At 34.4% G+C, this 17,667-nt stretch carries 13 protein-coding genes and 1 tRNA gene; 9 read left to right on the top strand and 5 right to left on the bottom strand.

The window, feature by feature from the left end:
- The 4 genes from BMY56_RS13175 to BMY56_RS13190 all read left to right on the top strand — a co-directional run.
- The coding region (locus BMY56_RS13175) for a T9SS type B sorting domain-containing protein (RefSeq protein WP_143057822.1) at positions 1-3,676 on the top strand (3,676 nt) is incomplete at its 5' end.
- A 16-nt stretch (positions 3,677-3,692) separates the two neighbouring features.
- Positions 3,693-4,640 (top strand): PorP/SprF family type IX secretion system membrane protein, encoded by a 948-nt coding sequence (locus BMY56_RS13180; RefSeq protein ID WP_091625508.1) that lies wholly within the window; start codon positions 3,693-3,695, stop codon positions 4,638-4,640.
- Positions 4,641-4,684: 44 nt separating this feature from the next.
- Complete coding sequence (gene folB, locus BMY56_RS13185; protein ID WP_091625090.1) at positions 4,685-5,044, top strand: dihydroneopterin aldolase; 360 nt, start codon at positions 4,685-4,687, stop codon at positions 5,042-5,044.
- Positions 5,045-5,136: 92 nt separating this feature from the next.
- Positions 5,137-5,210 (top strand) — tRNA-Cys (locus BMY56_RS13190).
- Between the two features lie 101 nt (positions 5,211-5,311).
- Here the strand turns inward: BMY56_RS13190 and BMY56_RS13195 are convergent.
- Positions 5,312-5,710 carry a DoxX family membrane protein gene (locus BMY56_RS13195; RefSeq protein ID WP_091625092.1) on the bottom strand — a complete coding sequence of 133 codons (399 nt, stop codon included), beginning with the start codon at positions 5,708-5,710 and terminating at the stop codon, positions 5,312-5,314.
- Between the two features lie 6 nt (positions 5,711-5,716).
- The gene (locus BMY56_RS13200) at positions 5,717-6,877 is read right to left on the bottom strand and encodes a DNA polymerase III subunit (RefSeq protein ID WP_091625095.1); all 1,161 of its coding nucleotides are present in this window, start codon (positions 6,875-6,877) and stop codon (positions 5,717-5,719) included.
- A gap of 125 nt (positions 6,878-7,002) precedes the next feature.
- On the opposite strand from BMY56_RS13200, the gene BMY56_RS13205 reads away from it, so the two are divergent.
- From BMY56_RS13205 to BMY56_RS13215, 3 genes are all read left to right on the top strand, one after another.
- Positions 7,003-8,193, top strand: coding sequence for a phosphoglycerate kinase (locus BMY56_RS13205; protein WP_091625098.1), 1,191 nt, complete (start codon positions 7,003-7,005; stop codon positions 8,191-8,193).
- A 117-nt stretch (positions 8,194-8,310) separates the two neighbouring features.
- Positions 8,311-9,951, top strand: coding sequence for a LysM peptidoglycan-binding domain-containing protein (locus BMY56_RS13210; protein ID WP_091625100.1), 1,641 nt, complete (start codon positions 8,311-8,313; stop codon positions 9,949-9,951).
- 12 nt (positions 9,952-9,963) lie between these two features.
- Positions 9,964-10,965, top strand: a complete 1,002-nt coding sequence (locus tag BMY56_RS13215; protein WP_091625103.1) for a DUF4837 family protein — start codon at positions 9,964-9,966, stop codon at positions 10,963-10,965.
- A gap of 134 nt (positions 10,966-11,099) precedes the next feature.
- On the opposite strand, the gene BMY56_RS19100 is transcribed toward BMY56_RS13215, so the two are convergent.
- The 3 genes from BMY56_RS19100 to tatA form a co-directional block, all read right to left on the bottom strand.
- On the bottom strand, positions 11,100-11,276 hold the full coding sequence (locus BMY56_RS19100; RefSeq protein ID WP_317040627.1) for a DUF6747 family protein: 177 nt from the start codon (positions 11,274-11,276) through the stop codon (positions 11,100-11,102).
- A gap of 331 nt (positions 11,277-11,607) precedes the next feature.
- On the bottom strand, positions 11,608-14,064 hold the full coding sequence (locus tag BMY56_RS13220; RefSeq protein ID WP_091625511.1) for an OmpA family protein: 2,457 nt from the start codon (positions 14,062-14,064) through the stop codon (positions 11,608-11,610).
- A 352-nt stretch (positions 14,065-14,416) separates the two neighbouring features.
- A complete protein-coding gene (gene tatA, locus BMY56_RS13225) occupies positions 14,417-14,602 on the bottom strand; it encodes a twin-arginine translocase TatA/TatE family subunit (RefSeq protein ID WP_091625105.1) in 186 nt (61 codons plus the stop codon).
- Between the two features lie 663 nt (positions 14,603-15,265).
- Between tatA and BMY56_RS13230 the strand changes: the two genes are divergently transcribed.
- Together BMY56_RS13230 and BMY56_RS13235 are read left to right on the top strand one after the other, a co-directional pair.
- Entirely contained in the window at positions 15,266-16,135 is an 870-nt protein-coding gene (locus tag BMY56_RS13230) for a M23 family metallopeptidase (protein ID WP_091625108.1), read from the top strand.
- Positions 16,136-16,142: 7 nt separating this feature from the next.
- Positions 16,143-17,648 (top strand): GH3 family acyl-acid amido synthetase, encoded by a 1,506-nt coding sequence (locus BMY56_RS13235; protein WP_091625110.1) that lies wholly within the window; start codon positions 16,143-16,145, stop codon positions 17,646-17,648.
- The last annotated feature ends 19 nt before the right edge of the window (positions 17,649-17,667 follow it).

Consider the following 17,667-nt stretch of genomic DNA (forward strand, 5'->3'; position numbering starts at 1 on the left):
ACTAGGAGCCGGTAGTTATGAGGTACTTATTACGGATCAATGGGGTTGTAGTTTCACAACGCTTGCAGAAGTGTTATACGAACAATTGGATGCTACTACCACTGTAGATAAAGCTATCGATTGTACAGTAACACCTGGTGGAACAATCACGGTGAACGTAACCGGTGGTTCTGCAAACCTTGAGTTTGTGATGACCCCTCCGACCGGTCCAAATGTAATTCAGGCGAACAATCCAACTTTTACGGGTCTTGTTGATGACGGTACCTACAGTTTCTTGGTTAGGGATTTGGACACTACAAATCCGGTTTGTGAAAGAACGGTAACACAAGTATTAGATGCTCCGATAAATCCGGTTTTATTAGATGCAACACTAGTAAATGTGAGTTGTTTTGGTGGTAACGATGGTAGTATTAGGGCGAATATTGACCCAGCTACTAATGTGAATCCTGCATACCAATATGAATTATATGAAATCAGTGATTTGGTTACACCAATAGCTGGGCCACAGAACAATCCTTTGTTCACAGGTTTAAGTATTGGAGATTATCAAGTAAAAATAATTTCAAGTAGAGGTTGTGAGGGTATTAAGAATGAAACTATTACACAACCAACCGAATTAACGGTTAGTGCGGTTACAACAGCATTCAGTTGCTCACCAAATAACAGTGTTAACACAGCAAGGGTTACGGCAACTACTGGAATAGGAACAGGAACAGCACCTTATTTATATAGTATCGATAATGTAATATTTCAATCATCTAATACATTCAACATTACAGATAACGGTAGTGCACAAACTATTGACGTATATGTTAAAGATGCTAAAGGATGTATAACGTTTGATACTGTAACGATTCAACCTATAAATACATTCACAGCAACAGTAGCAAAGGATGTTGAAATAACATGTACTAATGATGAAACAGTAATAATTACTGTTGTCGACAATGGTTTGGCACACAATTATGGTTATGAGTTATTACCATTAGGAAATGCAACCGGTACTTTAGTGAGTACAACGGCAACATCTGCTACATTTGACCTAAATACTGTTGGTTCTTATGTATTTAGAGTTACCGATTTAGATACGGGTTGTTATGTAAATACAGCTAGTTATACCATTGCACCGTTTGACTTTATTACGGCATCAGCAACTGCAACCTCAGCGGTTACTTGTTTTGGAGAACTTAATGGTAGCTTAGAAATTGATATTGATGGGTATACTGGTAACTATAATTACGAAGTGTTTAATGCGGCAGGTGTTTCAGTAATAGGATTGACTGCTTCAGATACTAGTGTTAATCCAAGAACAATAACAGGATTATCAGGCGGTAGCTATTATGTTACGATTACCGAGACTGCAGTTCCCTTATGTTCAGAAGACACGAATATTGTTACTATTTCATCTCCAGACAGACCTTTAAGCGGAGCGGTTACAATAGTAGCAGAGGCAACTTGTTCAGATGATAAAGGTGAAATTAGAGTATCGCCGCAAGGGGGTTATAAGCCATATGATATTGTATTAACTAATACCACGACCGGAGATAGTTATCTTATGGATGATGTTCAAGAAGGGTTATTTACTAATCTTTCTGCTGGTGAGTATTCAGTTAGAATTACTGACAACTCAGGTTGTATTGTTAATTATACAGAAACAATGACTCCAGCAACGCCAATTGTAGCTAATGCTACACCATTGGTTACTGACTTAGTTTGTTTCGGAGATACAGGTGCTACAGTATCTGCAATTGTAACAGGTGGTGGCAGTGGCACGTATAGATATCAGTTGAATTATTACGACGCAACTGGGTCAACGATAATAGCTACTACAGGAGCACAAAACAACCCTAATTTTAATGATTTAGGAGTTGGTATTTACAGCATTATAGTTGTTGATGGTTGGGATTGTGATATGGTTACAAATACTGTTGAAATTACACAACCTACAGAAGTACAGGCTAGCTTGTTAAGAACGGATCCTTTAACCTGTACAACAGGGGCTGAATTCGAACTTACGGCAACTGGCGGAAGTGGTACATATGAATATAGTGTTGATAATATAAATTTCTTGCCAATGACAAGTAATCCATTAGGATTGCCTGAAACAGGAATATTCCAAGAAGGCACATATCAGTATTATGTTCGTGATGCAATTAATGGTTGTGAGTCAGTAATTTCAAATGCGATTACTGAAACAGAAATAGCCCCATTGATTTTAATTGTTGATAAAACAGCCGCTTCAGTCAACTGTACCGGTGAAAACACAGCAATTATCTTTGCTACAGCTCAAGGTGGTTTAGGAAACTATCAATATGAATTGTTTACGGATAGTTCTTTAGCTGTGGGTTCACGTATTGCAGGTCCTCAGTCACAAGGCGTATTTAGAGACTTGGGTGCAGGAACATATTATGTAACTGTTATAAGTGAAGATTGTACAACAGCAGCTGAAGAAGTAGTTATTGTCGAGCCTATTCCTCTTTCTTATACTGAGAGTGTAATAGATGTAACATGTGCAGGTGAAAATGACGGTGAGATTACGGTAACACTTTCTGGTGGAGCTGGAGGTTTCCAGTATGCGATTTCTCCTAACTTGAACCAGTTCTTTAATAACAATACATTCACAGATCTAGAACCTGGTGAGTACACGATAATCGCACAAGACCAAAATGGTTGTTTCGAATATCTAACGTACACCATTTCGGAACCGGCAAGTTTAGTGGTGTCTGCAGAAACTACACCAGAAATATGTGTAGATAGTCAAGATGGTACGATTGTTCTTGAAATTAGTGGAGGAACCGCTCCTTATAGCACAGCGTTGAATTCTAGTGATGATGCAGATTTTGTTTTAAATAGAACAGAGTTCCTTGATATGGCTTCTGGTGAATATATCATCATTATTAAAGACGCAAATGGTTGCGACACCAACGTAGTTGTTGAAATAGAGAGAGGTGTAAACCTGAATGCTATTATTGATCCGATTTACGAATGTTCAGGTGATACACCAAGTAATTATGTGAATATCATGCTAGAAGATGATAGTATTATAGGTGACGTATTATATGCTATAGATTCTGTTGATCCAGCCGACTTACAATTGAACCCTGATTTCAGAAACACTGCACCCGGTAATCACTATATTACAATAGCTCATGCAAATGGCTGTATACAGACAATTGACTTTGTAATAGAGGCGTTTGATCCGTTGAGTCTAAATTTAGAACAACGTAACATGAATGAGATAACAGCTATCGCAGTAGGCGGAAGAGAAGAATATACCTACTACTTCGATGATATCGATAATGGTGATAAGAATACCTTCTACATCACTAGAACAGATACGTACGAAGTTCGCGTTGTAGATCAAAATGGTTGTGAGTCAATTGCAAATATTTTCATGGAATTCATTGACATTGAATTGCCTAATTTCTTTACCCCTGACGGCGATGGACAGAACGATTTTTGGATACCGAGAAACATGGAACAATTTCCAGAAATACTAATAAAAATATTTGATCGTTATGGTAGAGTAGTTTCAGAACAATCGGCAGATTCAGAAGGTTGGGATGGTTTATACTCTGGTAAAGAATTACCTACAGGAGACTACTGGTATGTAATCAAATTGAATGGAGAAAGAGATGAAAGAGAATTTGTTGGTCACTTTACCTTATATCGTTAATAATTTACCTAAAAAGATGATACGAAAAAGTCTATTGACCTTGGTATTTTTTATTAGTGCCTTTGCCGTAAAAGGGCAGGAGTTGACTATACCTCAGTTATCGCAATACCTTGCAGATAATCCATTTGTGATGTCGCCCACATATGCTGGTATTGGTGACCATGTGAAAATACGACTTAACGGCCTTACACAATGGGTGGGTATAAAAGACGCGCCAGATACTCAGTCACTTGCGGCTGATATGCGAATTGGTGAGAAGTCAGGTATAGGAACTTTATTATATAACGATAGTAACGGTGAAACAAAACAACGCGGAGCACGACTTTCTTTTGCGCACCACCTTACTTTAGATCGTTATGATGACGAGTTTTTATCTTTCGGACTTTCTTATAATTTTAATCAGTTTCGAATTGATATTCAGAATTTTGACGCCTTAGATCCATCTGTAACAGATGATAGGGCAACCACGAATCATAACTTTGATGTTGGTATGCTTTATCGATACGACAAGTTTTACTTCAGTGTAAATGCGTCTAATATTTTAGATAAGGATTTAAGCAATTTCAACCCTATTTACGAGCCAAATAGACTTAGAAATTACTATGTATATACTGGGTATCGGTACATGAAGAAAAGAACGAGTAAGGTAGAAGTAGAACCTTCTATTTTCTTTCAGTTATTTGAAAGTGATGGTCGTTCTGTAACTGATTTGAACTTGAAATTTAGGTTTTACGATTTTGAAGATTATTATTATGCAGGTATTAATTATCGTTTTCTTAATGATCAAATAGGAAACCCACTCTATATCGCTCCTATAGCAGGTTTAAAGAAGAGTAATTTTTACTTCGGTTATTCGTATCAAGTTATTCTAAATGAACTTTTAGGCTATAGTTCAGGAACCCATGTGGTTACTTTAGGGGTAGATTTATTTCAAGGTATAAGTAATTGTCGTTGTACCTATTAAACCTTTCGTGAGATTGATTAAGTTTGTTCTCCAGAACATAAATAATGGGTAAAGTACAATTAGAAAATATAAAGGCATACGCACATCATGGTTGTTTGCCACAAGAAACCAATATTGGTAGTGATTATTTGGTTAATGTGTCGGTAGATACGAATTTATTAAAAGCTTCAATATCTGATCAGTTGAAAGACACGGTCGATTACGTTCACATCAACAAAATTGTCAAACAAGAAATGGCGATACCTTCTAAATTATTAGAACACGTAGCCAAAAGAATTATTGATCGAATATTTTTAGAACTTCCATCCGTAGAAAAATCAATGGTTTCTGTTTCAAAAATCAATCCGCCTATAAACGGTGATGTTGAAAAAGTAACGGTATCATTAAATTTAAACAGAGAGTAAATAGTTTCTAAATCTCAAATAAACAGGATTTCTTTCTTTTGTATGACACTTGGAAAAGGATAATTGTTTATTTTTGCTATCCCTTAAAAAAGGGCATCGTGGCCGAGTGGCTAGGCGCAGCTCTGCAAAAGCTTGTACAGCGGTTCGAATCCGCTCGATGCCTCCAAAAAAAACCCTCCTAATTAGGAGGGTTTTTTATTTTCAATCAATTTGTATCGTTGATGTTCAAAACTTTTAGTTCCAATTAAATCATAATAGCCCTAATTACTATGGCTGCAAAAGAAATACCAATAGAATAGATGGTATAAAATATACCGCAATGGTTTTAGCCCCTTCGTAATCTTTGGCAACACGTTGCCCAAACAATAACATGAGTAAGGTTACACATGATAAAATTGCACCATAAATCGCAAAGAGCGGATTACCTGTACTCAAAAGTTGGTATATGCCGATTAAGCAAAGTATTCCAGCAACAACTTCTGTAACTAAAATTATACCGACCATCAAGGGTACTATGTTTTTAAGCGGTGTTTTAGAAAAATGTTCTTTCAGCCATGAGACATTTCCATTCCAATCAGAAATTTTGTCAAAACCACTTTGTAGAAAAGTAATTATTAAAAATAATAAAAGTAATATCTCTGTTGCATGGTCTAAAATGTTTTTCATGGTAGTTTATTTAAGTGCGGCTTTTTTTCTGTGCAATAATCGCGTTAATTTGATAGAAAGGTCGGTGAAAATGATCTTTGAATTTCCATTTCGTTCTATATGATATATAGCATCTTCAAGCTCCTTGGTTATATCTAGAATATTGTTTTCATGTACAAATGGAGCAAATTTTTTCAATTGAAATCCTTCTGCATGAATCTTTAAATAAGCAAGTTCCTCTGCTCCGTAATTTATCATTAAAGCTTGTCGCATTACTGTAATACAATATAGCAGAAAATTTTTTTGTGTTTCTCTTCCTGTCTTAGCAACTTCTTCGCTCCAAAGTATTAATTCATGAATTACGGCCTTATTACCTTTTGCTTTAAAGGCACTGCGAACCCATTGTACAAACCAATTCTCAAAGACTAAATCTTCAGAATCATTATTCAAGAGATCTAAAGCTTTGTTGAAATTTCCGTTTGCTTCATGGGCTAATCTCATAGCTTCTGGTTTCGCGGCTCCTTTTTCTATTAAAGCATTTGCTATAGCATCTTCAGCCAAAGGGGGAAAATGAACCACTTGGCATCTCGATTTAATAGTTTGAATTATTTGTTCTTCATCTTCACATAAAAGAAGAAAAATAGTTTTATCGGGCGGTTCCTCAATTAATTTCAAAAGTTTGTTCGAAGCGGCCGTATTCATTTTTTCGGCCATCCAAATCAACATTACTTTGAAACCGCCTTCATAAGATTTTAAATAGAGTTTTTTTACAATATCTTGTGCTTCATCAACACCAATTTGCCCTTGCTTTTTTTCAATTTCAATATGGCGATACCAGTCAAAGAGATTGCCATAAGGCTGGTTTATAATAAACTCGCGCCATTCTTTCATGTAATGGTTGCTAACCGCATGAGATTTCACTTTATCAGAATTAGCAACAGGAAAAGCAAAATGAACGTCTGGGTGGGAAAAGGAATTGAACTTAAGATTACAAGCTTCATTTTCTCCTTCATTCTCGCCATTGCGGTTTTGGCAAATAATGTATTGTGCATATGCCAATGCCATTGGCAAAAGGCCACAGCCTTCTGGTCCAACGAAAAGTTGCGCATGAGGTATTCGACCTGCATCAGCACTTGAAGACAAGTGTTTTTTAATATGGGAAAGTCCTAATATATCTTTAAATAACATCGATTCAAATATAGTTGTTTTAAAGCATAACAAAATTAATGGAATTGAGCATAAATTATCCCGATTAGCACTTTAACCCAAGCCTATTAATCTTTACATTTGTTACTTAATAAAAGGAAAATCACATGAAAGTATTGAATGACTTTAATTTTGAAAATAAGAAAGCGTTAATAAGAGTGGACTTTAATGTACCATTAAATGACAAATTTGAAGTAACGGATACAAATAGAATTGAGGCAGCTAAACCAACTATAATTAAGATTTTAGAGGATGGTGGCAGCGCTGTATTGATGAGTCATTTGGGCAGACCTGATGGTAAAAGCAATCCTGATCTATCTTTAATTCATATTGTAAATGCTGTTTCTGAAATAATTGGTGTTGCTGTAAAATTTGTTGGAGATTGTGTAGGTGAAGAAGCAGAAAAAGCCGTTGCAGAATTAAAAAACGGCGAGGTTCTTTTGTTAGAAAATTTAAGATTTCATAGCGAAGAAGAAAAAGGGGATGAGGAATTTGCTGAAAAACTTTCAAAACTTGGAGATATATATGTAAATGATGCTTTTGGAACGGCACACCGTGCTCACGCATCAACTACTGTAGTGGCAAAGTTTTTTCCGAATGCTAAGTGTTTCGGATTGTTAATGGCTAAAGAAATAGAAGCGATAGAAAAAGTAATGGCGACAGGTGAAAAACCTGTTTTGGCTATTCTTGGAGGAGCAAAGGTTTCTTCAAAAATCACTATTATCGAAAATATTCTAGATAAGGTTGATGACTTGATTATTGGTGGAGGAATGACCTACACCTTTATTAAGGCAAAAGGCGGAAAAGTTGGAGAATCTATTTGCGAAGATGATAAGATGGACTTGGCTTTAGAAATTCTTGAAAAGGCAAAGCAAAAAGGTGTCAAAGTTCATATACCCGTAGACGTAATTGCAGCAGATGATTTTGATGCCAATGCAAATACGCAAGTGGTAGATGTAGACAAAATTCCTGATGGATGGCAAGGATTGGATGCTGGCCCAGAAACATTACAAAATTTTAAAAAGGTGATTTTAGCTTCTAAAACTATACTTTGGAATGGACCTATTGGTGTTTTTGAAATGGAAAAATTTGCAAAAGGAACTATAGAAGTTGGTAACTACATTGATGAGGCAACAAAAAATGGTGCTTTTTCATTAGTAGGTGGTGGCGATTCTGTTGCTGCCGTAAAGCAATTTGGTTTTGAAAACAAAGTTAGTTATGTATCAACAGGCGGAGGCGCAATGTTAGAAAGTTTAGAGGGTAAAACCTTGCCTGGTATCGCTGCAATATTAGCATAGCAAAGGCGTTATCGATAAACGGGTTACAACGAAAAATTGTGCATTTTAAGAGAATTTATTTTATTCTCATTAAAAAATGTGCGATTTTCGTTAGTTCCGTTAACAAATTCGCCTCTTATGAATAAATCAGTCTGCAAATGTTTTTATTTTTTGGGATTAACTTTAGTTCCAATTTTGGGTTCTGCACAAAATAAAGATTCGGATACCACGGTTAAAGATTCGATAAGTGATAATTTAATTATTGTTGATGATTCCTTAAACAATGAAGTTTCTACTGCAATACCTATTAATCAAATTGGAAATTTAGCGAATTCTCCAAAAGAAAAGTTAGTGCTCTTTAAGCCTACTGAATCTTCATCTTATAATCTTGAAGACAATGAATTGGCAGCCAAGTTTGATAGTCTATGGATGAAAGAACTTGTAGAAGCAGCCCCTCTTTTTGATGAAATGTATCAAGAAGTAATGGAGCTTGACACCATCTCCGATTTCGTTTTAGACTTACCTACCGACACTTTAAAAATGCGTTTGGCAAGATTAAATGAAAAGACACCTTTTAATATAGAATATAATGCATCTTTAGAGAGTGTAATTAAATCATTTCTAACAAGAAAAAGAGATTTAATGGAGCGCATGCTTACCATAAGTCAATTTTATTTTCCTTTATTCGAACAGCAATTAGATAATCATGATATTCCATTAGAAATGAAATATCTATCTATAGTTGAATCGGCTTTGAACCCTAAAGCTAAATCTCGAGTTGGTGCAACCGGGCTTTGGCAATTTATGTATGGTACTGGTAGAGAAATGAAATTGAACATCAATAGTTATGTTGATGAGCGTAGTGATCCAATAAAATCAACCGAGGCAGCGTGTAACTATTTGAATAGATTATTTAGGATTTATAATGATTGGGATTTGGCACTTGCTGCCTATAACTCTGGTCCAGGAAATGTAAACAAAGCAATACGTAGAAGCGGAGGTCAAAGAAACTATTGGAATATTAGAAGAAACCTACCAAGAGAAACGGCAGGATATGTACCAGCATTTCAAGCTACTATGTACATTTTTGAATATGCCGAGGAACATGGATTAAAAACGAAAAGAGCGGAAAGAGCTTATTTCGAAACAGATACGATTCATGTAAAAAGCATAATTACATTTGACCAAATTTCAGAATTAACCGGTATCGATAAAGAGGAATTAAAAGTATTAAATCCGTCCTATAAGTTAGATGTCATTCCTTTCGTTAAAGGTAAAACTCACGCGTTGAGGTTGCCTGTGCATAAAATGGGAAAATTTGTTGCAAACGAAGAGGCAATTTACGCACATGTAGAAGAAGAATTAAAAAGTAAGGAAAGTCCACTTGCCGAAATCACAAAACAAGCAGAACAAAATAATATTCGTTATAGAGTAAGAGACGGTGATTTTCTAGGGAAGATTGCTGAACGTTACGGAGTTGGTGTAAGCCAAATTAAACAATGGAACGGTTTACGAAGTAATAATTTGCGTATTGGGCAACGTTTAACAATCTATCCAAGAAAAAATGCAACTGCATCTGTAAAACCTAGGGAAACGCCTGCTAGAAATGATGTGGTAAGTAACTCAAAAACACACGAAGTTAGAAGTGGAGACTCTTTATGGACCATTTCTAGAAAATATCCTGGTGTTAGTATAGAAAATTTGCGAAAGTGGAACGGTATTAGTGGTAATAATTTAAAACTAGGCACAAAACTTAAATTGTGCGACTGTTCTTCGTAAATTAAAATACCAATGAAAAAAAGAATTTTACTTTGTTTGTTTGCCATTCTAGGATTGTCAATTGCTTGTAAGGAAGAGGGTAAAGCTGATTATTTACCAGAATCTGTAGGCGCGATGAATACGCTAACGGTAGTAATCGATAATGAATTATGGAAAAGTAGTGTTGGCGACGCAATTCGCGAAAATTATACTGCAGCAGCACAAGGCCTAACTTGGGACGAAGCGCTATTTAGTGTTACCCAAATTCCACAACAAATATTTTCTGGATCTATTAGAAACACGAGCTCCGTTTTATACGTTATGCAAGACTCGTTAAATTTGGCTCACATGAAATCTAATATGTACTCTAAGCCACAAAAGGTCGGAGTAATAAAAGGTCGAAACAAACAAGAACTTATCGATAACATCAATACCACTTCAGCCGAATTTATTAAAGATTTCAAAACACTTGAAATTTCAAAGGCGCAAAAACGATTTGAAAAATCATTAAATAAGGAGAAGGCATTAGTAGATAAATTTAATATTTCAATGAAAATCCCTTCTATTTATAGAGTAGGTCGAGAAGAAGACAATTTTGTTTGGATTTCGCGTGAAATCCAAAAAGGGAACATGAATATTATTGCCTATACCATGCCAGAGAATGGTTTTCAGAACGATTCCACTTTTGCACAAGACATCATTAGAATGCGCGATTCTATAGGTGATCTTTATATTAAAGGAAGTGATGTTGCAGGTAAAAATAATCACATGATTACAGAAAAGGCATTTACACCATATGTCTTTCCTGCCGAGGTTTCAGGCAAAAAAGCAGCAGAAGTAAGGGGAATATGGGAAATGTCCGCATACCCAATGGCAGGCCCATTTTTAACCTATATTATAAACGATAAAGAAAACAATCGTAAACTAATATTAGAGGGCTTTGTATTTGCACCAGCGACTAAGAAGAGAGACTATATGTTTGAATTGGAAGCGATACTTAAGTCTGTTCAATTTAACGTTGAAGAGAAGAAATAATTAATTCAATTAACTGAAAAAATAAAGGCCCAGGATATTCCTGAGCCTTTTTATATTTTAACCTTTACGTGTTGCAAAGTTGTTCTAGGAACTTGGCATAGTAATAGTAAAGTAAAAATGCTACTCTAAATAATCTATATGTTACTAAAAGTAAACCCAGTAGATATTCTAAAAACTATAGCATATATTGCCAAGCCAATTAACACAAAGCATAACCAAGAGAAGATCTTAAAATAATTCTCAAGAATAAAGCTTCTCCAATTTCTAAACGCTTCTGTGTATAATTCTTTAACTAAAGTAATTTTTTCCATATCCTATATTTTAGGGGTTCCTGAAATATAAAGTTGGCTTTTAATTCTTCGTTTATTGAAAAGATTAGTTAAAAGGGGAATTAATACTTCGAAAAGCATCTACATTAAAACTATTTCTATGAACTGTAAAATATGGCGGATTAAATACAAGAGTGGAGAAAGTGTCGTATTCGGTAAAAGGTATAAAACTAAGGGCTAATAGCTAAATAAAGATGACAAAAAGGACTGTTTAGAAGTGATTATTAGAGTTTATGTATAACACCATACTTCCTTTGTCAAAGGCAGAATTTATTAGTAAAAAAAATACCGCCCAAGGCGGTATTTTTAAAGTTTACATATCTACGATAATAAATTCTGACCTTCGGTTAAGATAGTGCTGTTCTTCTGTACAGCGAACAGAACCATCACAGCCATTAAGTAATTTTTCTTCGCCATAACCAATTGCACTTTCTATTCGCGAAGGGTCTATACCTTTTGCTATAATATACTCCCTTGTTGATTTGGCACGTTTGTCAGAAAGGTATTTGTTATATACCGCATCACCTCGAGAATCGGTATGTGATTCAATTTTAATAATCATGTTTGGTGAATCATTCATGACAGCAATCAATTTATCAAGTTCTAAAGAAGCATCCTTTCGAATATATGATTTGTCGAAATTAAAGTGAATCATCTCTGTCTTCAGCTTTCTAATTCCGTTTTCAACAGCAATCATATCATTAAGTTTCCTCATTGAAACATCAACGTTTACGATTTCGTTATTTTTTGTTGCTGTATCTCTAGTGTCATCAAAGTAAGAACCCTTTGTAGTTTTTAGTACATATCTTTTATCTGATTCTAGATCTTCAAAAACGAAACTTCCATTTTCGTCCGTCTCCATTTCTTTAAGTTTGATGTTGTTCTCATCTAATAGTTGTACCAATGCATTTGGCATGATATCACCACCTACCAATTCTGTAACTATACCCGAAATAGCGTTTGTATTCGCTGGAATTTCCTCAATTTGTAATGTTTTAAACGAGTAAATATCATCATCACCTTTACCGCCCGAACGGTTAGATGCAAAGTATCCTTTTTGTGTATCCTCATCTACTATAAATGAAAAATCATCCTTTTTACTATTTATAGGTTTTCCAACATTTCTTACTTCTAGAAAGCCAACTTCATCATCGAAGGCAACTTCAAAAATATCTAAACCCCCTAATCCAGCATGACCATCTGAAGAAAAGTAAAGTTTCTTTTCATTTATAAAAGGAAACATTTCTTTATGTTCTGTATTGATTTCAGGACCTAGGTTTCTTGGTGTAGAAAAAGAACCATCTTCTAAAACGTCTACCACGAAAATATCTGTTTCACCTATACTTCCTGGCATATCTGATACAAAATAAAGCTGCTTGCCGTCTTTGCTTAAAGCAGGGTGACCGGTTGAATATTCATCACTATTAAAGGATACTTCATCTGCCTTTGTCCATTCTCCATTTATTTTTTTAGAACGGTATATTTTAAGGTTGTTTATACCATTCTTATCTCTTTTTAACTTTTTTCCATAATTATTTCTCGTAAAATACATGGTTTCATTATCAGGCGAGAAGGCTACCGATGCTTCATGGTATTTAGTGTTAATTTCTTTCGAGAACTTTATAGCGTTTTTTAAATCTTGAGATTCTTCATTTATCTTGGCTACATACAAATCCAAGTAAGGTTGATTATTCCATTTATACCGCCTAGTATTAAATACAGAAGAATCTTTTGCTGAAGCGTAAACAATTTCGTCGCCATTGTAGAACATTGGTGAGAATTCAGAATATTTTGAATTAACATTAATATTTTTAACATCAAACCTATCATCCATTCTTAAAAGACCATCTAATACAATTTCATTTAATTCACTATTTTGTTCTATCTTTTCTCCTGCTAACTTTCTATTATATAATTTCATAAGGCGTTTAGACCTTTTGTAATTTCCGGTTCCTTTAAGTGAATGTGCATACTTAAAAATATAATCTGAGCTCATTTCTGATTCATATTTTTCATACAAGATATTATACCATTTATAGGCTTTTTCCATATCAGTATTAAAATAGTGCGCATCCCCCGCCTTTTTTAAAACGTCAAAGGTGTAGGCGTCATCATTCTTGTTTAAGGCAAGTTCATAAAGTTTTGCAGCCTCTGCGTACCACATTTTATTAAAGTACTCATCTGCCCTCTGTACAAGTTTATTTTTTGATTCTTTTTCAACTGATGTAAGGGCAACATGTTTATTTGAAGTCAATGTGCTTTGTTCAGAATTTTCTAAATGTTCATAGGTAACATCTTCTAAAGAAATTAATTCGGAATCAGGTTCATTATTGGCTATTTTAAGCATCCAGAATTCTTTATCATAACGATTGTTGAATTTTGTACTACACTCTTCTAAAGCTGTCTCCCACGATTTATAGTGATTTAAATAAAGATAGAATAAATCGTTTTCGGGGTTTTGAAAATAACCTGAATCAAAGCCCTTTTTATTTAACTTTTTAACTTGAGATTTTAGATTTTTACTCTTACTAAAAATACCTGAGATTACATAATAACCATTCTGAACATCTTTAATGTTTTCAAATGTTTTATGTGGAATAGCGTAGGATTCAGCAGTTCTTTCAAATGCTTCTGAGTCCGTTACCTCAATTTCAAGCACAGGTGTAGATTCGGAGATGAAAGATTGTTCAGAGGTTAAATTAGCTTGAAAATCTTGAGCATGAATAAAAGCGACAAAGATTAAAAAATACAGGTTTATAAAACTTCTCATATGCATAATTCTAATTTGAGCCGAAGGGATTGCAACGGTGTAAATCTGTAGTATTGAGGTTTTATAATGGTTTGGTCATACTACAACACTTACAAAATTAGTTTTAATGGTATGGTTCGTATAGTATTTGTTGTGAAAGAAGTGTTTTTTGTCGTGTAGTCTATGTTATCAGTAGCTTCGATAAACATTTGAATACATTTTAGCCGAAGTATTTAAGCATTTCAAGGGCAAAAAAGTACTGAGCTTAAAGCTAATTTAGCTAGGCTTAAGATAATGACCAGTTATTACTGGGCACAAAAAAGCCCTGTACAACAGGGCCTGATAATGCTTTCTGAAAAAGAATTAAAATAAATTAATCTTTTTTCTTTTCTTCTAATTGATCGTCCTCTTTGGAGGCATCTTTGAATTCTTTTATTCCACTACCTAAACCTCTCATTAGTTCAGGAATCTTTTTTCCTCCGAATAATAGTAGAACAACCACTACCACTAGAATTATTTGCGGTGCACCTATAGCCAAAAAAGTAGATAAGATTGTCATAAGACTTTATTTTTAAATGGATTTCAAAGATACTAAAAACTTCTTAGTTTGCTGTTAATATTCACTTCAAGTGTTTATTTATTTAATATAAAGTAAAATCTATAAACCAATTTGATAAACCCTCCCTAATAAACCTATTGGTTTATTTTATATATAACTTATAATTAAGATCTGTCTGGTAAAACATATTGATTCATTTCATTTTGGTATCAATTCAATTAACGTAATCGAATTCTTTATTTATTCTTATGAAGAATAACTCTTTGGTTAAAGATTATAATTTGTTATTAGGCAAACAAACTATAGTATTGATACTTTATTAATAGTTATGGTTCAATACGTAATTCAAAACGATATATATTGAAAATTGACCATAATTGAATTTGTGAACAAGTCTGATATAGGGTTTAGAGTACGAAGTAAATGTTGTAGAAGGATATATAAAAACAAGGCACTTAAAAAAAAAGATAGTTAATCACCTATTATAAAGAAAAAATGAAATTTGGAGATTTAATTAATTTTATTCTTTTTGAAGCGCAATTTAGGAGATTATGTAAACCAGATATCTATTAAAAACGTAAGTATTGTGCATTTAGACTTGTCTTGTAGAATTAATTATTTTAAAGATAGTCTTAATTAAATTCTAAGTTTATCTTTGTTAGGATGGCCAAGAAAGTTAAAAAAAGAAAAGAAATAAAACGAAAGTTGCTTCATAAGTACCGTTTGGTCATTTTGAATGAAAGTACTTTTGAGGAAAAAATATCTTTTAAACTTAGTAGGCTGAATGTTTTTGTTACAGGGTCTCTTTTTATGATTACCCTTATAGGACTAACTACTTTATTGATAGCCTTTACGCCTTTACGCGAGTATATACCTGGATATTCTTCGACACGGCTCAAAAAAGAAGCCACAGAACTTACGTATAGGACAGACTCCTTGGTTAGAACCTTAAATTATACCAATAAGTATTTAGATAATATTCGAATGGTGTTAAAGGGAGATATAGAAAATACAGTTGTTAATAGAGATTCTCTTTTTCAACAATTTAAATTAGATCCCGAATCTGTAGATTTAAATCCTATAAAGGAAGATTCATTGCTACGCGCTGAAGTGGCACTTGAGGATAAATACAATTTGTTTGAACGAACCATCGACAAAAAAAATCTGGTTTTATTTACCCCAGTATCAGGTTCAATATCGATGGGGTATAACCCGAATGAAAAGCATTATGCGGTAGATGTTACTGCTCCAACTGATAGTCCGGTAAAAGCTGTTGCCAATGGTACGGTCATTTTTTCCGAATGGACTGCCGATACGGGTTACGTGATTATTATCGAACATGAAGGCGGATTATTGAGTGTTTATAAACATAATGGCTCATTATCAAAGTTTCAAGGAAATATTGTAAGGGGCGGTGAGGTTATTGCATCTGTAGGCAATACAGGTGAATTTACTACGGGTCCACATTTGCATTTTGAACTGTGGGATAATGGAACACCTATAGACCCAGTTAATTATATTGATTTTAATTAAAAATTAGATGTCTTTAAAGACCATAGCCGCTAAAATATTTGCTCATCGAATTGCTAAAAGGACCAGCAGCTGGGTAAACAAACCTATAGAAACGCAGCAAAAGGTTTTCGAAAGCCTAATACAAAGTGCTAGTCAAACCAAATTTGGAAAGGACCATAAGCTAAGCACCATTCGAACTCATGATGATTTTGTTCGAAATGTGCCTATCAGAGATTATGAGGAACTAAAAGAATATATAAACTTAGTCGTGTCTGGCGAGAGCGATGTTCTTTGGCCTGGTAAACCTATTTACTTTGCAAAGACTTCAGGCACTACATCAGGAGCAAAATATATTCCTATTACCGAGGTGTCTATTAAAGAGCAGGTAAAGGCATCTAGAAACGCAATTTTAAATTATATACATGAAACGGGTAAAGCTGATTTTGTATCTGGCAAAATGATTTTTTTACAAGGTAGCCCAGTTTTAGAAGAGAAAAACGGAGTTAAGTTGGGCAGACTTTCTGGTATTTCAGCGCATTATGTTCCTAATTATTTACAGAAGAATAGAATGCCAAGCTGGGAGACGAATTGCATAGAAGATTGGGAAACCAAGGTCGCTGCTATTGTGGAAGAAACCAAAGGTGAGGATATGACCGTTATTGCGGGTATTCCTTCATGGGTGCAAATGTATTTTGAAAAACTTAAGGAAAATACCAATCAGAATATTGGTGATTTGTTCAAGAACTTTGAGCTGTTTATTTATGGAGGAGTCAATTTTGAACCTTATAGAAAGAAGTTTGAAAAGTTAATTGGTCGAAAGGTTGCTAGCATTGAACTTTTTCCTGCAAGTGAAGGGTTTTTTGCTTATCAAAATTCCCAAAAGGAAAATGGTATGTTGTTGCTCTTAGATGCTGGTATATTTTATGAGTTCGTAAAATCAGATGAATTTTTTGAGGAGAATGCACGACGACTTACCTTAAAAGATGTGGAAATAGGTGTAGATTATGTAATGATCATAACTACAAATGCGGGCCTATGGGCATATAACTTAGGAGATACCGTTCGGTTTGTTTCTGTTTATCCTTTTAAAATTGTGGTTTCAGGTAGAATAAAGCATTTTATTTCAGCTTTTGGGGAACATGTAATAGCTAAGGAAGTAGAAGAAGCCATGTTGGTAGCAACTAGCGCAACAGATGCCAGTGTAAGTGAATTTACAGTTGCACCACAGATTACACCGGAAAAAAATGAATTACCATATCATGAATGGTTTATTGAGTTTGAAAAGCCACCGAGCGATATGAATTTATTTGTTCAACAGTTAGATGCCGCTTTGCAAAAGCAGAATAGTTATTATTATGACCTTATAACTGGAAAGGTTCTGCAAACTTTAAAGATTACTCCGATTGAAAGTGGAGGTTTCTTTTCTTACATGAAATCAATAGGAAAACTAGGCGGACAGAATAAGGTTCAAAGATTATCGAATGACAGAAAGGTAGCCGATAGTTTGTCAAAATATAGCAAGATAAAAACCTAGCTTTTTATTAACAAATTTT

The sequence above is a fragment of the Maribacter orientalis genome (assembly GCF_900109345.1).
GTDB classification, from domain to species: Bacteria; Bacteroidota; Bacteroidia; order Flavobacteriales; family Flavobacteriaceae; genus Maribacter; species Maribacter orientalis.

Coding starts and splice junctions, on each gene's coding strand:
- BMY56_RS13180 (WP_091625508.1), top strand. CDS start 3,693: ATGATACGAAAAAGTCTATTGACCTTGGTATTTTTTATTAGTGCCTTT.
- folB (WP_091625090.1), top strand. CDS start 4,685: ATGGGTAAAGTACAATTAGAAAATATAAAGGCATACGCACATCATGGT.
- BMY56_RS13195 (WP_091625092.1), bottom strand. CDS start 5,710: ATGAAAAACATTTTAGACCATGCAACAGAGATATTACTTTTATTATTT.
- BMY56_RS13200 (WP_091625095.1), bottom strand. CDS start 6,877: ATGTTATTTAAAGATATATTAGGACTTTCCCATATTAAAAAACACTTG.
- BMY56_RS13205 (WP_091625098.1), top strand. CDS start 7,003: ATGAAAGTATTGAATGACTTTAATTTTGAAAATAAGAAAGCGTTAATA.
- BMY56_RS13210 (WP_091625100.1), top strand. CDS start 8,311: ATGAATAAATCAGTCTGCAAATGTTTTTATTTTTTGGGATTAACTTTA.
- BMY56_RS13215 (WP_091625103.1), top strand. CDS start 9,964: ATGAAAAAAAGAATTTTACTTTGTTTGTTTGCCATTCTAGGATTGTCA.
- BMY56_RS19100 (WP_317040627.1), bottom strand. CDS start 11,276: ATGGAAAAAATTACTTTAGTTAAAGAATTATACACAGAAGCGTTTAGA.
- BMY56_RS13220 (WP_091625511.1), bottom strand. CDS start 14,064: ATGAGAAGTTTTATAAACCTGTATTTTTTAATCTTTGTCGCTTTTATT.
- tatA (WP_091625105.1), bottom strand. CDS start 14,602: ATGACAATCTTATCTACTTTTTTGGCTATAGGTGCACCGCAAATAATT.
- BMY56_RS13230 (WP_091625108.1), top strand. CDS start 15,266: ATGGCCAAGAAAGTTAAAAAAAGAAAAGAAATAAAACGAAAGTTGCTT.
- BMY56_RS13235 (WP_091625110.1), top strand. CDS start 16,143: ATGTCTTTAAAGACCATAGCCGCTAAAATATTTGCTCATCGAATTGCT.